Here is a 17558-nt window from a genome sequence, read left to right as displayed (position 1 = left end):
TAATTTTCATCTACCGCCAGCAAATCTATTCAAGGCCACTAATTTGGCCGTCACGCCCGAAATTGCCGGAAATAAAGGGACAGAAACGGCGCCGCTCAAAGGCCGCGCGCCTCTTCCTTTTGCGGCAGCTGATCTATCACCGATAGTCTCGACATCCTGTAACCTGCCTGATGCGCGGCCTTGGCCAGTAGATGCGCCGAGATCGGCGCCGTCAGCACGAAGAAAACAAAGGCTGCAAGCGCACGCGCGAAGATCGCGGGATCGAGCGAATGCAGCCCGGCGGCGAAAAGCAGCAGGCCGGAACCCACGGTGCCCGCCTTCGACGCCGAATGCATGCGGGTATACAGATCGGGAAACCGGACTATGCCGGCGCCGGCCAGCAGCGAAAACCCGGCGCCCACGACCATGATGAGAGCGACGAGCAGCGTAACGATGGCGTTGATCTGTCCGCCCATCAGCGTCCTCCCTTGCGTTTGCGGCGGTTCGGCCGTCCTGTCTTTATCGGTTTCGGAGCGGGCTTGGCGCCAGCTGACGCCGTCGGCATCCTGGCTTCGCGCTCCGGCGCCAGTCCGCGCGTCAGGATGAAGCGCGCCAGTGCGATGGTGGCGAGAAAGCCGACAAGTCCGAGGGCGATCGCGATATCGATATAGAGGCTGAAGCCGGTCTTGACGGCGATCACCGCGATGAAGCCGATGGCAATCGCCACCAGCATGTCGAGACCAAGCACCCGGTCCGGCAAGGTCGGTCCGCGGACGATGCGCACGAGCGTCACGAGCAGGGCAGCAGACAAGACCGCCAGGGAAAGGCTGGTGGCCGCATTCAGGATCCAATCGGAGATCATCGTTCGAAAGCCTCCCGAATGCGCCGTTCGAAGCCGCGCGAAATATCCAGTCGCAATGCGCCCGGATCGGCGCAATCCAATGCATGGACATAAAGCGTCTTGCGGTCCTCGGAGACATCCACGGACAACGTGCCGGGCGTAAGGGTGATGAGATTGGCAAGCAGGGAAATCTCGAAATCGCTCCTCACGGTGAGCGGATAGGCGAAGATCCCGGGCTTGAGCGCCATTTTCTTGCGGGTCACAAGGATTGCGACCTTGGTCGCGGAGACGGCAAGTTCCTTGAAGAACAGGGCAAGCAGAAGCGCCAGCCGCAAGGGTCTGATCGGATAGGTGACGGGCTGCAGTTCACGGCGGATCAGCCAGAGCGACAGTGCCCCCACAGCAAAGCCGAGCAGGAGGTTGGCCGGCGTGAAACTGGCGCTGATGGCGCCCCAGATGACAGTCAGGATCAGGTTGGTCGCCAGGAACTTCATTGCGGCCACCCTTCCGGAAAGACCGATTCTCCGTAGGCGGACGGATCGGCAAGCCCCGCCGCCGCCTCCTGGATCGTCGCAAGCAGTGGCTCAGGATAAAGGCCGAGTACCAAAGTCAGCAGGGTGAGGGCGGCAAGCGGTCCCAGCGTCGATGCGGGCAGCGGCGCCGTCTCGCCGACCGCTGCCGCTCCGTCGCGCCAATAGGCCAGCAGGAAAAGACGACCGGTGGCGATTGTGGTGAGGAAGCCGGCAAGCAGCAGGACCGCGGCGAGCCACCAGGCGCCGATATCGAGCGCCGCCTTCACCAGCATGACCTTTGGCCAGAAGCCGGAAAAGGGCGGCAGCCCGGAGACGGCGAAGCACAGCATCAGGCTGAGTGCGGCAAACCCGACATGACGGCGATAAAGACCGGCGAGCGTGACGATCGAAGCACTCGCACCGAGACGCATGGCGATGCCGGATGCGAAATAAAGCGCGGTCATGACGAGCATCGAATGCAGGGCGTAGAATATGGCGCCGCCGATGCCGCCCGGGCCGCCGACGGCAATGCCGGCGAGGATCGAACCGATTCCCGCGATGACAAGAAAGCCGAGCAGGCGACGGAAATCGGACTGGGCGAGCGCCCCGAGAACGCCGACGATCATCGTCAGGGAGCCGGCTACGGCAAGTAGCAAGCTCATTTCCTCCCGTTCAACCGGGAACAGCATAACCATGACGCGTATCAGCGCGTAGATGCCGACCTTTGTAAGCAGGCCCGCGAAGAGTGCCGAGACCACGACGCGCGGAGTATGGTAGGAGGCGGGGAGCCAGAAATTGACTGGGAATGCCGCCGCCTTCATGCCGAAAGCCAGGGTATAGAGCCCCGCCAGCGTCATCAGCGGAGCGCTGCTGCGCAGCCCCTCCGCCTTGCGCGCGATATCGGCCATGTTGAGAGTGCCGAAGATTGCGTAGAGGTAGCCGGTTGCGACCAAGAACAGCGTTGTCGCAACGAGATTGAGGAAGCCGTATTTCACAGTTCCGTCGATCTGCTCATGTTCCGAGCCAAGCACGAGAAGGCCGAAGGAGGAGATCAGCAGAACTTCGAACCAGACATAGAGGTTGAAGATGTCGCCTGTCAGGAAGGCTCCCGAGACGCCCGCCATTAGCACCATCAGCAACGGGTAGAAGCCGTAGCGCCGGCCGCTGTCGTTGATATCGGCGATAGAGAAGATGCCGGCGGCAAGTGCGACCAGAGCGGCGACGAGCGCAAAAAGCGCGCCCGTCAGGTCGGCCGTGAACGCAATCCCGAAGGGGGGAAGCCAGCGTCCCATGACCATGGTCATGGGACCGTTGCGCATGATCTCGAGGAGGAGCAGCGCGTCGATGCCCACCAGCCCGGTCAGCCCGACGATCGTGATCGCCGGATGGAGGCCGATATTGCGACGCATCATCACGAGGAGGGCTCCAAGCGTCAGGCACCAGGCGACGGGCAGGACCACCAGCCACTCGGCTGCGGTCGGCGGCGCCAGGACGAGGGCGGCGGAGAGGTCAACGGAGGGGGCGGTCGAAGCAGCCATATCGCAGTCAGTATCCCAGCGGCGGCGCCGGCTCGTTCATCGGCTCGGCGACGCGCATCTCATCCGTATTGTCGGTCTCGAGATCGTCGTAGGCCCGCCAGGAAAGAACAAGCAGGAAGGCGAAGAAAGAAAAGGAGATGACGATAGCCGTCAGGATCAGCGCCTGCGGCAGGGCATTCGCGGCGGGTCCGGCCAGCACTTCGGCATCACCGGCAATGACCGGCGGCACCTCGCGCGTCAGACGGCCACCGGTAAATATCAGCAGATTGACGGCGTTTCCGAGAACCGCGACGCCCAGAAGCACGCGGATGATGAACTTCGAAAGCATCAGGTAGACGGCCACGGTGAAAAAGACGCCGACCAGCAGGGCAAACCAGGCCTCCATCACTCCCCTCCCCGTTCTTCGAGCGACAACGCGACCGAGCTGATGGCGCCGACGACGACCAGATAAACGCCGGTGTCGAACAGCATGACCGTGGAAAGCGGGACCTCGACGCCGAGTAAGGACGGGTAGATCCATAATCCAGTCATGAATGGGACGCCCACGGCCACGGAAACAATACCGGCGATCGTCGCAACGAAAAGACCGGCGCCCGCGATCGCCATCGGATGAAAGTAGATGGCGCGCCGCACCGTCTGGACTCCGTTGGCGATACCATAGATCGCCAACGCAGAAACGGCGATGAGCCCGCCGATGAAGCCGCCGCCCGGTTCATTATGGCCGCGCAGCAAGACGAAGACGGAAAAAAGCATCATGAGGCTGGCCAGGAACGGCGCCAACGTGCGGAAGATTACCGACTTCATACCCGTTCCTCCACATCCTCGTCCTCAACGACGACTTCGGCGACGGCGGGGCGCTTGAGCGCGCCGGCCCTCAGCCGCACGAGCCCAAGAATGGCCAATCCGGCAATCATCACGACTGTGATTTCGCCGAGCGTATCGGTGCCGCGGAAATCGACGATGATGACATTGACGACATTCGCCCCGTGCGCGATCGCCTTCGAATATTCGTTAAAGAAGGCTGTCAGGCTCGCATCGAAGGGCACGCCGGTGACGCGTAGTAGGAGAAGGGCAAAGCCGGTGCCGCAGGCAAGCGCGAGCGCGAAGTCAGGCACTTTCTCGCGCCATGGCCTATGGTCCGACGGTGACAGCCGCAGCCGGGTCATGACGAGGGCGAGAACGACGACCGACAGGGTCTCGATCATGAATTGGGTGAAGGAGAGATCTGGCGCGCCATAGAGCAGGAAGATCATGGCGACGGCGAAACCCTGTATGCCGAGCGAAACGATGGCGGTCAGCCGGTCCGGCGCAATCATCATCGCAACGAGCCCGGCGACGGCGATCGTCATGATCGCAAGTTCGTGCAGGGGAACATCCGCGGCGAAGAAGGGCGCACGCGGGAATTCGCCATAGTGGAAGGGAATGGCCAGAAGCACGAAGGCGACCAGCAGGAAGGTCACCGTCATGTAGACGTCGAGCCGACCGCCTTGCACCCGACGGGTCACGGCCACGGCGGAGCGCACCAGACCACGCATGAACTGGTCGAAGCCCCGGTCCGGTCCCCAGCCGATCCCGGCAAGGATCGTTGCCATTGCCCCGCGCAGCCGAGCGAGGTTGAGGTAAAAGACGATACCCGCGGCGACGGTCATGCCGGAAAGAAGGAGCGGCACGCCGATATGCGGCACGAACGAGATGTTCACGGGCGTCGGCGTGCCGGCGATCGCCGAGGCCATTGGCGAAGAAACCATTCGATGTGCAAGGCCGGACATCAGCGCCATCGACAGCCCGGCCAGAGCCAGGATACCCGGGCCGAGCCACAGCAGCACAGGCGCTTCGTGGGGGTGCTTCGGAGTGCCGACCTTCGGACCCAGGAACGGCATCAGTGCGATCGCGAAGGCAACCGCGAACATGAGCGCGTTGGCGAAGATGGTAAGAAGGGCAAAGGTCGCGGAGCGAAGCTCGAAGCCGGACAGCGCCGCATAAATCTCCTCCTTCGCGAGAAAACCAAAGAAGGGCGGCAGCCCTCCCATCGAAAGCGCCGTAGCGAGCGCGATTGCAAAGGTCAGCGGCATAGCCGACCGGAGGCCGCCGAGCCGGGTGAGATCGCGCGTGCCAGTCTCATGGTCGATAATGCCAGCCACCATGAACAAGGCGCCTTTGAACAGGGCGTGCGCCACCAGATAGAGGGTCGCCGCTTCGATCGCGTACGGCAGACCGAGACCCGTCAGCATGACCAGGAGGCCCAGAGACGACATGGTCGTATAGGCGAGCATCAGCTTCAGATCCGTCTGGCGCACGGCAAGCAAAGCGCCCGCCATCAGCGTGGCGGCGCCGAAAAGCGGCAAGATCACCTGCCATTCCGGCGTGCCGCCGAGAACCGGGTTGAGCCGCATCAACAGATAAACGCCCGCCTTCACCATCGTGGCCGAATGCAGATAGGCCGATACGGGCGTCGGCGCCTCCATGGCGTTCGGCAGCCAGAAGTGAAAGGGAAACTGTGCCGATTTGGTGAAGGCGCCGCCGACCACGAGAAGGAGCGCCGCCAGATAAAACGGGCTTTGCTTGAGCTCGGCGCCGAAGGAGAGGAGCAGCGAGAATTGGGTAACGCCGCTGACGTTCCACAGTATCAGCAGCCCCGCAAGCAGCAGCAGCCCGCCGCCCCCGGTCACGACCAGGGCCTGCAGCGCGGCGCGGCGCGCCGCCTCGCGGCGATGATCGAAGCCGATCAGCAAGAAGGATGTGATCGACGTCAGCTCCCAGAAAACGAACAGCATCAGGAAACTGTCCGATGCGACGAGACCCTGCATCGATCCCATGAACATCAGGATGAAGGAAAAGAAGCGGCCCTGGTGCGGATGGCCCTTCAGATAGCCGCCCGAATAGAGCACGATCAGTGCCCCGATCCCCGAAATCAGTAGCAGGAAAGTCAGCGATAGTCCGTCGACCAGCCAGGAGAAACTGACATTGAAAGACGGTATCCAGGCATAGCCGCCGGTCACGACCTCGCCGTTTCCGACATCCGGGACGAAACGCAGGAAATGCGCGAAAACCCCTGCCGGGGCGAGCGCCAGGACCCACGCGGCATTGTGGCCGAGCAGACGCGCCAACACCGGCGCGACGAGCGCCGCGAAAAAGGGAAGACCGAGGGCCAGAAATGTCAGGGCCGCCATGTCCATCGCCTTGCCACGCTCCTTCGCTGCTTCGTTCGTCGGTCAGGTTGGCTACCGGACATAGAAGATGGGCCGGCTCGCCTCAAGAGAAATCGGCGGCAAAAGGAAGCGCAGGGACGGCAATACTGTGTAAAGCTGCAACGTGATCGCCTTTCGTTCCCCATATTCGGGCAAACAGCAGCGGCGATATTCAACAACGATCCGGCCGAGCAACCCCTTTGTGACGGCGCGATCGCCCTTCTATATTATCGCAGCAATCCAACGAGATTTTACCCCTTCACCGAGCCGTTCCTCAACAACAAGCAACAGGGCACAGGTGCGTCTGTTGCGGCCGGGCCCTCTTCCGGTCCGACACGAAGTTCGATTCCGGGTGCGGCTGGCCGAGCTATTTCGCGCCGGTCGACGAAAATGCGATCGCCGAACATGTCGACCGCTCGCATTTCATGGTGAGAACGGAAATCCGCTGCGCCGATTGTGACGCCCATCTCGGCCATGTCTTCCCCGACGGACCGCCGCCAACGGGCCTGCGCTACTGCCTCAACAGAACGGCAATGACCTTTGAAGAGGACTGAAACGCGTCGTACGATCGATTTGGAAGCGTCGGCTCCTTTGCGCGTCTGAAAAGTCATGCTGCGCTGTAAAAATCGCGAGGACGTCTTTACGCGTCGGAAGAATGGCGCGACGCTACGATGGACGTGGGCAGATCGAAGCCACAAGGATATTTCCCATGCGCCGCGGCGTTTTCGCGATCGCTCTTCTGCCGGGGCTTGCCTTGCCCGCGGCGGCGGTAGATGATTGGCACCCCTACGCCAATCCCCGCTTCGGCTACACAGTCGACATTCCGCCCGGATTCGAGATGCGGAAGCAAGCCGGCATTGGCGATGGCGCAAGTTTTCACGCCGACGACAACGGTGCGACCTTGATCATCTTCGGTACCCGTCCCCCGGGCGGAGAGTTTGAAATCGACGTCGCTGAACGGATCAGCTACGAGAAAGAGGATCACTGGAGAATACTCTTTTCACGCGTCACGCCTGACTGGGCGAGCTACTCGGGCGCGCGCGACGGCGAGGTCTTCTATGCGCGGGCCATCGCGCTTTGCGACGGCAGCGCCGCGTATTTTCGACTCCAATACCGCAAGTCGAGGCTGACGAGTTTTGACGGCGTGATCTCGCGCATGGCAGCGGCACTGAGGCCCTCCGAAGGCTGCCAGCCGCCGGATTGACGCTTGAATTCGGCAAACGGTTGCGACTCAGGACGACGCAGCACCGCTGATGCAGGTGACGACGGCCGAATAGTGGACAGCCGATCCAGCAACGACAAAGCCGTGCCAGATGGCGTTCTGGTAGCGCAGCCGCTCCCAAACATGAAAAACAATGCCGGCCGAATAGATGACGCCGCCGACGATGATGAGAACGAGCGTCGTCGTGCTCAAGGCCGTGAACAGCGAACGGGCGGCAAGAATCCCGCCCCAGCCCATGGTTAGATAGAGCAGGATTGCCAATCGATCGAAGCGCAGCGGAAGCAGACACTTCATGGCGATGCCGGCAAAGGCGACCGTCCAGATACCAAACAGCATCCAGAAGAGGAATGGATCGTCCCATCCGCGCTGGAGAAACGGCGTATAGGTTGCAGCTATCAGCACGAAGATCGCAGAATGGTCCACGCGGCGGAGATACAATTTCGTCCGGCAGATCGGATAGAGATTGTAGAGGAACGAGACGGACAGGGTGAGGACCAATCCGATGCTGTAGATACAGGCTGCGGCGAGTTGGCCCGACGTGCTCCAGAGGGTTGCGTAGAAAATCAATGCCGTGACGCCGATAAGCGCGGCAGACAGGCCGATACCGTGGACGATGCCGTCGGCAATGAGTTCAGCCCGGTCGTAGTCCCATTTGACGCCACTCAAATCCACGGGGCTGCTCCACCACCCGTTTGAGAAAAGAACGGAGAGAGCCGAACCGACAGCGCCCGTTCTGCTACCATCCTGCCATACAGCCCTTATCCGGCAAAGCTTCCATTCGGCGGAACGAATCAATTTTCGAGACGTATGACAACATTCGCGGAAATCCCTGCGACCACGTTGCGCCGGGCCGGCGGCTCGCCATAGCGGAGATCAAATCCGAAACTGGCGCGCTCTTAAAGCGCGCCGCCTTCGACGCATTCGCGCGACGCGCTGCAGGTCCCTGTTCCGACCTACATTAGCGCGTGCGGGAGGCTATCTCCGCGGCGCAGGTCTGGCAGAGAGGCGCATGCGGCACCGCGTTCAGCCTTTCCTGTGAAATCGGATCGCCGCAGCGCACGCAGATGCCGAATGTCCCGGCCGCGATGCGGTCGAGCGCCGCGTCGATCGCACGGATCTCCCCCTGCCCTGCGAGGCCGAGCCCTTCCAGCACCTCGTCGTTTTCGCGTTCCGTGACGCGATCCGGCACATCGGCATTCATCGGCTGCTCGAGATCTTCCTCGATCTTCACCAGCCGGCCATAGAGTTCGCGCTTGCGGCTTAGAAGCTGTTCGCGAAAATCGTCAAGCAAGTACTTGTCCATTACAAGCTCCCTGGGCTGCGGCGCAACGATACCCGCGCCGCGTTTTCTTATTCTTGTTGTCGTGCTATCGATCGACGAGAACGGCACATGGGCAATGGCTGACGACACGGCTTGCAGTCGAACCGATGAAATAGTCGATCAGGCCCGGACGATGTGACGCTATGATCACGAGGTCCGCGTTCTCGTCTCTTGCGAGGGCGTTGATAGTGCCGGCTGCCCCGCCCGTGCGGATTTCGACGCGCCCCCTTATGCCATGCCTGGCCTTCAGCGCCTCGAGCGTCTTGACTGCATGCTTGCGCGATTCCTCGATCATCTCCAATGGAAAGTCGACGATCATGTAGCCTTGAGCGTAGGCGTTCAGGTCCTCGACCACGTTGAGCAGGATGATCTCCCCGCCCTCGTCAATCAACTTCTCTGCTATGCTGAGGACGGACTCGCCGTGCTCCAGCTGATCCATGGCGATCGGGACGATGATCTTCTTGTACATACAGACACGCTCCTTCGGTTGGACTCCCGGTCGCCGGCTCCCCAATCGGAGCCGATGCGTTGGGCCCGGATCGGAGGCAGCTGGGCCACCCCGTCTTCCCGCTCCGGGCCGAGACTGAGCGGCAGTGGTGATTCCGGCATTGATTGAGATCAATCAGCACCACCCTCGCGCCCGCATCGCCCACATCAGGAGTTAGGGCGACAGCCACGACTGTCAACGCTCATCGAACACAACATCAAGGAATATAATGGCTTTCCCGAACGGGATCACGTGATCATATTGGGCTAAACTTCGAGGCTGGGACCGGGACAAATGATGGATGGCCGCGGTCCGGAAGGATGATGATGATGAAGGAACACCTAACGACCTCGGACCCAGCGGTCGACTTTCCTGCCGATCACGCCGTGTCGATGCCGACCTATGTCGAGCGAGCGCATCTCGTCGTCGAGGACCTTCCGATGGTCCTGGCCTGGTATCAGCGGATCATGGGCCTTGCGGCGCTAGAGACGAGCGCGAGTGGAGCGGTGCTCGGCGTCGCGGGACGGCCCCTCCTCACACTCACCAGCGCTGGAAATGCCGCAAGGGCGCCGCGCAACGCGCCCGGCCTCTTTCACGTCGCCTATCTCGTACCGGATCGCCGTGAACTCGGTCGCTGGCTGGCGCATGCCCTGGACGATGGCATTCGCCTGCAGGGCGCGTCCGACCACCTCGTCAGCGAAGCGATCTATCTCTCCGATCCCGAAGGAAACGGTGTCGAAGTCTACCGCGATCGCCCGCGTAAGGAGTGGACCTATCATCCGCACGGCACCGTCGAGATGAAGACGCTGCCACTCGACCTCCAGGCGCTCTACGACGAGGCACGGCAAGACGAGTGGAGCGGCCTCGCCGAAGGCAGCACGATCGGCCATATCCATCTTCAGGTTTCGCATTTGCCGCAGGCGGATGCATTCTTCCGCGACTTGCTGCGACTCGACCTCATGGCTCGCTATCCGGGGGCAAGTTTCTTCGCGACGGGCAAGTACCACCATCATATCGCAGCCAATATCTGGAATTCGCGAGGAGGCCCGAAACGCGAGGGCAGGATGACTGGCCTCAGGGAATACACGCTTCGCCTTAGGGATCCGAAGAATCTAACGGCCATGGCGGACAGGCTCGAGGAGGCCGGAATACCGGTGCGCCGCGAAGGAGACCTTCACAGTCTCGTCGATCCCTGGGGAATCGGCCTCACACTTGCCGCGTAGAGTGCGCTTTTGCGCCCGCATCGCCTTGCCTTGCCGATCTCGACCTCCGCAATTTCATCCAGTTCTATCGTTATCGTTTGAACGACAGGCTGGGAGGCAAGGCGATGGGCGGCAAGATTCTCGTTCTCGGGTCCGGCGGCAGGGTCGGCAGCAAACTGGTGCGCTCTCTCGTCGAAAGGGGCGAACGCGTGAAGGCGGCAAGCCGCGGGGCCACACCTGCCGAGGGCGCCGAAGCGATTGCCTTCGACTACCGGGACTGTTCGACCTATGGCCACGCGCTCGAGGGTGTCGACCGTGTTTTCGTGATGGCCCCGGACGGTTATACGGACCCGGGGGCGCTGCTGACGCCAATGATCCACGCGGCTGCCGCCCGCGGCGTCAAGAACGTCCTGATGAGCGTCATCGGCGCGGACGCCGACGAGGACCATCCCTATCGTCGAGTAGAACTCTTCCTCGAAAAAACCGGAGCACAATTCATCATCCTCCGCCCCAACACCTTCGCCGACAACTTTCACAGCCATTGGCTGGAGGGCATTCGTCATGGCGTCATTGCCGTGCCGGCGGCGGATAGCAAAACCGGCTTCATCGACGTGCGCGACGTCGCCGAATGTGCCGCCGCAGCACTGACAACCGACGCCTTCAGCGGCCTGGCCTTCGATCTCACCGGCCCAAAGGCATTGAGCTATCACGAAGCGGCGGCAATCCTTTCGCAGGCCATCGGCAGGCCCATCGTCTATAAACCGGTCGACGAGGAGACCTTCGTCGGCATGCTGGCGACCGCCGGCGTCCCGGAAAATTATGCTCGTTACGTCGCAGGCGTTTTTCGGCCCGTCCGGGAAGGCCGCATGGACAGGGTGACCGCCGACGTGGAAAGACTGACCGGCAAGAAGCCCCGCTCCCTCGAAACCTACGCGAAGGACAATGCCGCGGCATTGTCGGCCTGATCAAGGGCAGCACCTAAACCGCGCCCGCGCTTTCCGCTTGATCGCCGTGCAGGCGCTCTCTATCTCATGGTCTCTCGCAGAATAGCTCCCGGAGACCCGACTTGTCCGTTTTCAAGAACCTGCCCGCCGCACCCGTCGCTCCGAAAAAGCCGGTCACGGACACGCGCCACGGCATCGCCCGGACCGACGACTACGCTTGGCTCAGGGCCGACAACTGGCAGGCCATGTTCAAGGACCCGTCGATCCTGGATCCGCAGATCCGCAAGCATCTCGAAGCCGAAAACGAATATATGAACGCCGCCATGGCGGACACCAAGGATCTGCAAAAGACGCTGTTTGCCGAAATGCGCGGCCGCATCAAGGAAGACGATTCCTCCGTTCCGATGAAGGACGGCGCCTTCGCCTACGGCACCTTTTACGTGAAAGGCGGCGAACATCCGCGTTACTTCCGGATCCCACGCAAAGGAGCGGTCGGCGACGAGACGATCCGGCAGGTGCTGCTCGACGGCGACAAGGAAGCCGAGGGAAAAGCCTATTTCCGCATTGCCGGCCTCAATCATTCGAGCGACCATGCCCGTGGCATCTGGGGCTATGACGAAAAGGGGTCGGAATATTACACGCTGAAGGTGCGCGACCTTGCGACCGGTGGCGATCTCGCCGATGTGGTCGAGAATACCGGCGGCGGCGGCGCCTGGGCACCGGACGGCAAGAGCTTCTTCTACACGGTGCTCGACGAGAACCATCGGCCATCGAAGATTTACCATCACGTCGTGGGCACGCGGCAGTCGGACGACCGGCTCGTTTATGAGGAAAAGGATCCAGGCTTCTTCATGTCGGTCGGCGGGTCGCTTATCGACGATTTCATCTTCATCGACATCCACGACCACCAGACCAGCGAATATCGCATCATCCCGACCACGGACCTCGCGGCCGAGCCGAAGCTCGTGGCGGAACGCGTCACCGGCCTCGAATATTCCATGACCGAAGGTGGCGACGTTTTCTATATCCTGACCAATGCCGACGGCGCAAAGGACTTCAAGATCATGGAATCGCCCGTCGCAGCGCCGCAAAAGGAAAACTGGCGCGAAGTGGTTCCGCACAGGCCGGGCACGCTTATCCTCAGCCATATGGCCTATGCGCGCCATCTCGTCTGGTTGCAGCGGCGCGAGGGGCTTCCGGAAATTGTCATCCGCGACCGCAAGACCGGCGAGGAACACGCGATCGCCTTCGCCGAGGAGGCCTACTCCCTGGGGCTCTCGGGCGCCGCCGAATACGACACCGAAGTTATCCGCTTCTCGTATTCCTCGATGACGACCCCGTCGCAACTCTTCGACTACAATATGGCGACGCGCGAGCGGACGCTGCTCAAGACCCAGGAAGTGCCGTCCGGGCACAATCCGGACGACTACGTCACCCGCCGCGTCTTCGCACCCGCTCCGGATGGAGCCCCGGTTCCGGTCACGCTTCTCTATCGCAAGGACACGCCGCTCGACGGCTCCGCACCCTGCCTGCTCTACGGCTACGGGGCTTACGGCATCACCATTCCGGCGGGCTTCAACACCAATTGCCTGTCGCTCGTGGACCGCGGCTTCGTCTACGCCATCGCCCATATCCGCGGCGGCAAGGATAGGGGCTTTCAATGGTACGAAGACGGCAAGATGGCGAAGAAGATCAACACGTTCAAAGACTTCATCGCCGCGGCCGACTTTCTGAATGAGGAGAAGTTCACCTCCTACTCCAACATCATCGCCGAAGGTGGCTCGGCAGGCGGCATGCTGATGGGCGCGATCGCCAATATGGCGCCGGAGAAGTTCCGCGGCATCATCGCCGCGGTCCCCTTCGTCGACGTGCTGAACACCATGCTCGACGACACCTTGCCGCTGACGCCGCCGGAATGGCCCGAATGGGGAAACCCGATCGAAAGCGAAGAATTCTATGACATCATCGCCGGCTACTCTCCCTATGACAATGTGGAGGCCAGGCCTTACCCGGCGATCCTGGCGCTTGGTGGTTTGACCGATCCGCGCGTTACCTATTGGGAACCGGCGAAGTGGGTGGCGAGGCTGCGCGAAAAGACGACCGGCAGCGAACCTATCCTGTTGAAGACCAACATGGATGCCGGCCATGGCGGCGCATCCGGGCGCTTCCAGCGCCTCGAGGAGATCGCCTTCGAATATGCCTTTGCCATCAAGGTCGCTGGCAAGGCGTAGGAGGTAGCGCGGTGCCGGTCCACATCGCTCTGCTGAGGGCAGTCAATGTCGGCGGCACCGGAACGCTTGCCATGGCGGAGCTGAGGTCGATCTGCGAGGGCCTTGGCTTCACCGACGTCAGGACCTACATCCAGAGCGGCAATGTCCTCTTCCGCTCCGAGCTCTCGGAAACCGAAGCGCGGCGGAGGCTTGAGGACGCGCTCGCTGCCAGGATGGGCAAGGCGCCGGGCGTGATCCTGCGCAGCCGACGCGCGCTTGAAGACGTCTTGGCCAGGGCACCGTTTCCTGGGGCCAGGCCGAATTTCCTGCTCGTCACCTTCCTACGGAAACCACCTCCTGCCGATGCACTCGACGATCTCGTGGCGCCGGGTGGAGAGGAGGCGCAGATCGATGGCCGGGAGATCTTCATCCATTATCCGAACGGATCCGGCCGCTCGAAGCTCAAGCTGCCGGCACTGAAGGCCGGCACGGCACGCAACCTCAATACTGTGCGCAAGCTTGCGGAACTCGCCGCCGCCATGGAGGACGAGAGTTCCTGACCTCGCCCTCATATCACTGGTTCTTCGGCTGGAACAGCAGTCGCACGAAGCTGCGAAAAACGAGGAGTTGATCGGGAAGGCTCTTCGGCTCCTTCAGCGCCTTTGAGAGCACGATGCCGCCCTCGAGAACGGTCGAGACCATGTCGGCCAGTTGATCGGCCTCGAGCGGCTCGCGCGGGCGGTAGGTCAGCATGATCTCCCTGAACATGGCGCCGAAACGCTTGCGCCACATCAACGCTGCCTGGCGGTTTATCGCCTGGATCTCCCGATCGAACGCACGCTCCTGCGTGCACATGGTGGCGACCAGGCAGCCGGGATGGCCGTTCGGCAGGTCCGCGAGCAACTCGGACAGCAGCTTCAGGCCTGTCAGGAAGGACTGCAGCGGATCGTCCGCGAGTTCACGTGCCCGCCCGAATATCTCGTCGTAGATGCGCTCGTCATTTTCGATGTAGCGTTCGAGCAGCGCCTTGGCGAGTTCGTTCTTGTCGCGGAAATGATAGAAGAACCCGCCTTTGGTGATGCCGATTTCGACGATCAACTCATCGATCGACGTCGCGCCGAAACCCTTCGCCAGTACCGCAACTTCGGCGGCATCGAGGATCTTTGCGCGGGTTTCCTCGCCCTTTCGCATGGTCCACTCCTATACCGCAAGTACAGTTTTGAGTTCGAAGAGGCGGCGTCAGCCGGGTCTCCCGTCGCCAATCCCGACGGCAAGTTCCTGATGTGACAGCGATATGCGGCTATTCCAGCAATACTATACCGCAAGACCGCTAGTTTAGCTGCCGATAAAAAGGCAGAAAAGCCAGCATTGAAGCGGGATGGGGGGCGCCTGGCGACCTCACCCTGGTCTGCAGCAAAAGAGGAGGAAAGGGTGGAACGCGAAATCACCAAATACCGACACGACCTGCCGCTCCTGCGCGGAGGCGCATTCCTGAGCGACGGCGGACTGGAAACGACGCTGATTTTTCACGAAGGCATGGCACTGCCGCACTTCGCCTCCTTCGTCCTGCTGTCGTCCTCGGAAGGGCGCCAGCAACTCCTTCGCTACTATACACGCTATCTCGACATTGCCCGACGCCACGGGACCGGCTTCATTCTCGACACCGCCACCTGGCGCGCCAATGCCGACTGGGGCGCAAAGCTCGGCTATGACGCCGAGGCGCTCGACCAGGTCAATCGCGACGCGGTGTACCTGCTGACGGAACTGCGTGCGGAATACGAGCGCCCGCAAGCGCCGATCGTCCTCAGCGGCGCAATCGGTCCGCGCGGCGACGGTTACAAGGCCGGTCGGATGTCGGCCGAAGAAGCGGAAGACTATCATGCGGCGCAGGTGGCGGCCTTTGCCGCCAGCGAAGCCGACATGGTCGCCGCCTACACCCTGACCAATATCGACGAAGCGATCGGAATTGCCCGCGCGGCGCGGAACCACGGCATGCCCTGCGCCATCTCCTTCACCGTGGAGACCGATGGGAGGCTCGTCACCGGCCGCTCGCTTCAGGAAGCGATCGAAACCGCAGACGCGGCAACCGAAAGCTATCCGCACTATTACATGGTCAACTGCGCACATCCGAGCCATTTCGAGGGCAGCCTGGACCAGACTCAGGCCTGGGTCCGGCGGATCGGCGGCATCCGCGCCAATGCCTCCGCGAAGAGCCATGCCGAGCTCGACGAAAGCGAGACCTTGGACGTCGGCGATATGCGCGACCTCGCTCAGCGTTACCGTGCGCTGACCGGCCGCATGCCGCATCTACGCATCCTCGGCGGCTGCTGCGGCACCGATCACCGCCACATCGAGGCGATCTGCGAGGCCTGTTTGCCGCCGCCGGCGCTCAGCGCCTGATCGGATTGCGCCCGTGCGGGGCGCTTTCCCAAGGACATGTTGCACGTGCGGCCATCCACGTGCTGCAGCAGCCCTTGCCCGCTGTAGTGAAGTGTAGCCCCCTCGCGAAAAGGGGGTGGCTCGTGTAGACTCGTCATGAAAGGGCGGTCGGCAGCTCGCATTACGGCCGCTGGAGCATGATGGAATACACGCCCCCGACGGCCTCAGAGACCGGCCCGTTCCGTTTCGACAACAGCTTTGCGCGGCTGCCTGAACAGTTCTATGCGCGCGTCGAGCCGACACCGGTGGCCGAGCCCTGGCTGATCAAGCTCAACAGGGCGCTTGCCGAAGAGCTGCAGCTTGACGTCGAAGCGCTGGAGCGTGACGGCGCAGCGATCTTCTCCGGCAACCGCGTCCCCGCGGGTGCGGAGCCGCTCGCCATGGCCTATGCCGGCCACCAGTTCGGCACCTTCGTCCCTCAGCTCGGCGATGGACGCGCCATTCTCATCGGAGAGGTTATCGACCGAAACGGGAAGCGCCGCGACATCCAGCTCAAGGGAACGGGCAAGACGCCCTATTCGCGCCGTGGCGACGGGCGTGCGGCGCTCGGCCCGGTCTTGCGCGAATATATCGTCAGCGAAGCGATGCATGCGCTAGGCATCCCGACCACCCGCGCGCTTGCGGCAACCGTCACCGGCCAGCCCGTCTATCGCGAGGAGATACTGCCCGGCGCCGTCTTCACCCGCGTCGCGGCCAGCCACATTCGCGTCGGCACCTTCCAGTTCTTCGCCGCGCGCGGTGATATGGAGGCGGTCAGGGCGCTCGCCGATTACGTGATCGATCGGCACTATCCGGAGATCAAGGGCGACGGACGGCCCTATCTTGCACTCTTCAAGACGATCACGGAGCGCCAAGCCGCTTTGATCGCGCGCTGGCTGCATGTCGGCTTCATCCATGGCGTGATGAACACCGACAACATGACGGTTTCCGGCGAAACGATCGACTTCGGGCCCTGCGCCTTCATGGATACATACGATCCCAAGAAGGTGTTCAGTTCGATCGACCAGTTCGGCCGCTACGCCTACGCCAATCAGCCGGCCATCGGGCAGTGGAACCTGGCACGCCTGGCCGAGACACTGGTGACATTGTTCGATCCTGCCGCCGATAAGGCGGTCGATCTCGCCAATGAGGTCCTCACCGGATACGGGTCGGTCTTCCAGGAGCACTGGCTAGAGGGCATGCGGCGAAAGATCGGGCTTGCGACGGCAGAAGACGGAGACCTGGAACGGATACAGACGCTCCTGACCCTGATGCACAAGGGCAATGCGGACTTCAGCCTCACCTTCCGCCAGCTTGCGGCCTGTGTCGAGGACGACGCTTCGGACGCGCAGCTTGCCGGCCTGTTCCAAAATCCGGAGGCGCTTTTGCCCTGGCTCGCGGACTGGCGGGGCCGGCTCGGGCGCGAACCGCGGGCGCCGGACGAGCGTGCCGCCGCCATGCGGGCGGTCAATCCGGCCTTCATTCCGCGCAATCATCGGGTAGAGCAGGCGATCGATGCGGCAGTCCGGGATGCAGACTTCTCCCTCTTCGAGGCCCTCGTCGACGTGACCTCAATGCCTTACGAAGACCAGCCGCAACATGCCGCCCATGCGGAACCGCCGAAGCCCGGTGAAGAAGTGCTGCAAACCTTCTGCGGCACTTGAAGGGTCCGCAGAGACACGGGCTGCGGCGAAAC

The 17558-nt window shown here is 62.2% G+C and carries 18 protein-coding genes and 1 pseudogene; 8 read left to right on the top strand and 11 right to left on the bottom strand.

The window, feature by feature from the left end; all coding sequences use genetic code 11:
- Nucleotides 1-95: 95 nt before the first annotated feature.
- From mnhG to AC4P1R_RS02980, 7 genes are read right to left on the bottom strand one after another with little or no spacing between them, the layout of a single operon-like run.
- Complete coding sequence (gene mnhG / locus AC4P1R_RS03010) at nt 96-455, bottom strand: monovalent cation/H(+) antiporter subunit G (RefSeq protein WP_492177400.1); 360 nt, start codon at nt 453-455, stop codon at nt 96-98.
- Nucleotides 455-841 carry a cation:proton antiporter gene (locus tag AC4P1R_RS03005; RefSeq protein WP_151610957.1) on the bottom strand — a complete coding sequence of 129 codons (387 nt, stop codon included), beginning with the start codon at nt 839-841 and terminating at the stop codon, nt 455-457. The genes mnhG and AC4P1R_RS03005 overlap by 1 nt, the downstream gene beginning before the upstream one ends.
- Nucleotides 838-1314 (bottom strand): Na+/H+ antiporter subunit E, encoded by a 477-nt coding sequence (locus tag AC4P1R_RS03000; RefSeq protein ID WP_151610956.1) that lies wholly within the window; start codon nt 1312-1314, stop codon nt 838-840. The genes AC4P1R_RS03005 and AC4P1R_RS03000 overlap by 4 nt, the downstream gene beginning before the upstream one ends.
- The gene (locus AC4P1R_RS02995; protein ID WP_151610955.1) at nt 1311-2870 is read right to left on the bottom strand and encodes a Na+/H+ antiporter subunit D; all 1560 of its coding nucleotides are present in this window, start codon (nt 2868-2870) and stop codon (nt 1311-1313) included. Before AC4P1R_RS02995 ends, AC4P1R_RS03000 begins: the two co-directional genes overlap by 4 nt.
- Before the next feature lie 7 nt (nt 2871-2877).
- On the bottom strand, nt 2878-3255 hold the full coding sequence (locus AC4P1R_RS02990; protein WP_151610954.1) for a Na+/H+ antiporter subunit C: 378 nt from the start codon (nt 3253-3255) through the stop codon (nt 2878-2880).
- Complete coding sequence (locus tag AC4P1R_RS02985; RefSeq protein ID WP_151610953.1) at nt 3255-3674, bottom strand: Na(+)/H(+) antiporter subunit B; 420 nt, start codon at nt 3672-3674, stop codon at nt 3255-3257. The genes AC4P1R_RS02990 and AC4P1R_RS02985 overlap by 1 nt, the downstream gene beginning before the upstream one ends.
- Nucleotides 3671-6046 carry a putative monovalent cation/H+ antiporter subunit A gene (locus tag AC4P1R_RS02980; protein WP_492177398.1) on the bottom strand — a complete coding sequence of 792 codons (2376 nt, stop codon included), beginning with the start codon at nt 6044-6046 and terminating at the stop codon, nt 3671-3673. The genes AC4P1R_RS02985 and AC4P1R_RS02980 overlap by 4 nt, the downstream gene beginning before the upstream one ends.
- A 267-nt stretch (nt 6047-6313) precedes the next feature.
- On the opposite strand from AC4P1R_RS02980, the pseudogene msrB reads away from it, so the two are divergent.
- Together msrB and AC4P1R_RS02970 are read left to right on the top strand one after the other, a co-directional pair.
- Nucleotides 6314-6612, top strand: a pseudogene (gene msrB / locus AC4P1R_RS02975) (peptide-methionine (R)-S-oxide reductase MsrB); the annotation flags it as partial.
- 155 nt (nt 6613-6767) lie between these two features.
- Nucleotides 6768-7262, top strand: coding sequence for a hypothetical protein (locus tag AC4P1R_RS02970; RefSeq protein ID WP_492177397.1), 495 nt, complete (start codon nt 6768-6770; stop codon nt 7260-7262).
- Nucleotides 7263-7289: 27 nt separating this feature from the next.
- Here the strand turns inward: AC4P1R_RS02970 and trhA are convergent, their stop codons facing one another.
- From trhA to AC4P1R_RS02955, 3 genes are all read right to left on the bottom strand, one after another.
- Nucleotides 7290-7952: a PAQR family membrane homeostasis protein TrhA gene (gene trhA, locus AC4P1R_RS02965; RefSeq protein WP_069460477.1), complete on the bottom strand. Its 663-nt coding sequence runs from the start codon at nt 7950-7952 to the stop codon at nt 7290-7292.
- Nucleotides 7953-8238: 286 nt separating this feature from the next.
- Nucleotides 8239-8583: a TraR/DksA family transcriptional regulator gene (locus tag AC4P1R_RS02960; RefSeq protein WP_069460476.1), complete on the bottom strand. Its 345-nt coding sequence runs from the start codon at nt 8581-8583 to the stop codon at nt 8239-8241.
- 64 nt (nt 8584-8647) lie between these two features.
- Complete coding sequence (locus AC4P1R_RS02955; RefSeq protein ID WP_069460475.1) at nt 8648-9070, bottom strand: universal stress protein; 423 nt, start codon at nt 9068-9070, stop codon at nt 8648-8650.
- A 338-nt stretch (nt 9071-9408) separates the two neighbouring features.
- Here AC4P1R_RS02955 and AC4P1R_RS02950 point away from each other — a divergent pair, with 338 nt between their 5' ends.
- From AC4P1R_RS02950 to AC4P1R_RS02935, 4 genes are all read left to right on the top strand, one after another.
- Nucleotides 9409-10311 carry a VOC family protein gene (locus AC4P1R_RS02950; RefSeq protein ID WP_492177395.1) on the top strand — a complete coding sequence of 301 codons (903 nt, stop codon included), beginning with the start codon at nt 9409-9411 and terminating at the stop codon, nt 10309-10311.
- Between the two features lie 104 nt (nt 10312-10415).
- Complete coding sequence (locus AC4P1R_RS02945; protein WP_492177394.1) at nt 10416-11255, top strand: SDR family oxidoreductase; 840 nt, start codon at nt 10416-10418, stop codon at nt 11253-11255.
- Between the two features lie 101 nt (nt 11256-11356).
- A complete protein-coding gene (locus AC4P1R_RS02940) occupies nt 11357-13465 on the top strand; it encodes a S9 family peptidase (protein WP_492177393.1) in 2109 nt (702 codons plus the stop codon).
- An 11-nt stretch (nt 13466-13476) separates the two neighbouring features.
- Nucleotides 13477-14004 (top strand): DUF1697 domain-containing protein, encoded by a 528-nt coding sequence (locus AC4P1R_RS02935; RefSeq protein WP_069460472.1) that lies wholly within the window; start codon nt 13477-13479, stop codon nt 14002-14004.
- 13 nt (nt 14005-14017) lie between these two features.
- On the opposite strand, the gene AC4P1R_RS02930 is transcribed toward AC4P1R_RS02935, so the two are convergent.
- On the bottom strand, nt 14018-14635 hold the full coding sequence (locus AC4P1R_RS02930; RefSeq protein WP_225190653.1) for a TetR/AcrR family transcriptional regulator: 618 nt from the start codon (nt 14633-14635) through the stop codon (nt 14018-14020).
- A gap of 252 nt (nt 14636-14887) precedes the next feature.
- On the opposite strand from AC4P1R_RS02930, the gene AC4P1R_RS02925 reads away from it, so the two are divergent.
- Both AC4P1R_RS02925 and AC4P1R_RS02920 read left to right on the top strand, forming a co-directional pair.
- Entirely contained in the window at nt 14888-15844 is a 957-nt protein-coding gene (locus tag AC4P1R_RS02925) for a homocysteine S-methyltransferase family protein (RefSeq protein WP_225190681.1), read from the top strand.
- 179 nt (nt 15845-16023) lie between these two features.
- A complete protein-coding gene (locus tag AC4P1R_RS02920) occupies nt 16024-17526 on the top strand; it encodes a protein adenylyltransferase SelO (protein ID WP_225190652.1) in 1503 nt (500 codons plus the stop codon).
- Nucleotides 17527-17558: the final 32 nt, after the last annotated feature.

This window comes from Sinorhizobium sp. Y406, from assembly GCF_058732025.1.
Note: the sequence above shows the minus strand (reverse complement) of the source record. Positions and strands in the feature narration are given on the sequence as shown.

Bases quoted from the DNA above. Each gene is read 5' to 3' on its own strand.
- mnhG (WP_492177400.1), bottom strand. From the start codon at position 455: ATGGGCGGACAGATCAACGCCATCGTTACGCTGCTCGTCGCTCTCATC.
- AC4P1R_RS03005 (WP_151610957.1), bottom strand. From the start codon at position 841: ATGATCTCCGATTGGATCCTGAATGCGGCCACCAGCCTTTCCCTGGCG.
- AC4P1R_RS03000 (WP_151610956.1), bottom strand. From the start codon at position 1,314: ATGAAGTTCCTGGCGACCAACCTGATCCTGACTGTCATCTGGGGCGCC.
- AC4P1R_RS02995 (WP_151610955.1), bottom strand. From the start codon at position 2,870: ATGGCTGCTTCGACCGCCCCCTCCGTTGACCTCTCCGCCGCCCTCGTC.
- AC4P1R_RS02990 (WP_151610954.1), bottom strand. From the start codon at position 3,255: ATGGAGGCCTGGTTTGCCCTGCTGGTCGGCGTCTTTTTCACCGTGGCC.
- AC4P1R_RS02985 (WP_151610953.1), bottom strand. From the start codon at position 3,674: ATGAAGTCGGTAATCTTCCGCACGTTGGCGCCGTTCCTGGCCAGCCTC.
- AC4P1R_RS02980 (WP_492177398.1), bottom strand. From the start codon at position 6,046: ATGGACATGGCGGCCCTGACATTTCTGGCCCTCGGTCTTCCCTTTTTC.
- AC4P1R_RS02970 (WP_492177397.1), top strand. From the start codon at position 6,768: ATGCGCCGCGGCGTTTTCGCGATCGCTCTTCTGCCGGGGCTTGCCTTG.
- AC4P1R_RS02960 (WP_069460476.1), bottom strand. From the start codon at position 8,583: ATGGACAAGTACTTGCTTGACGATTTTCGCGAACAGCTTCTAAGCCGC.
- AC4P1R_RS02955 (WP_069460475.1), bottom strand. From the start codon at position 9,070: ATGTACAAGAAGATCATCGTCCCGATCGCCATGGATCAGCTGGAGCAC.
- AC4P1R_RS02950 (WP_492177395.1), top strand. From the start codon at position 9,409: ATGATGATGATGAAGGAACACCTAACGACCTCGGACCCAGCGGTCGAC.
- AC4P1R_RS02945 (WP_492177394.1), top strand. From the start codon at position 10,416: ATGGGCGGCAAGATTCTCGTTCTCGGGTCCGGCGGCAGGGTCGGCAGC.
- AC4P1R_RS02930 (WP_225190653.1), bottom strand. From the start codon at position 14,635: ATGCGAAAGGGCGAGGAAACCCGCGCAAAGATCCTCGATGCCGCCGAA.
- AC4P1R_RS02920 (WP_225190652.1), top strand. From the start codon at position 16,024: ATGGAATACACGCCCCCGACGGCCTCAGAGACCGGCCCGTTCCGTTTC.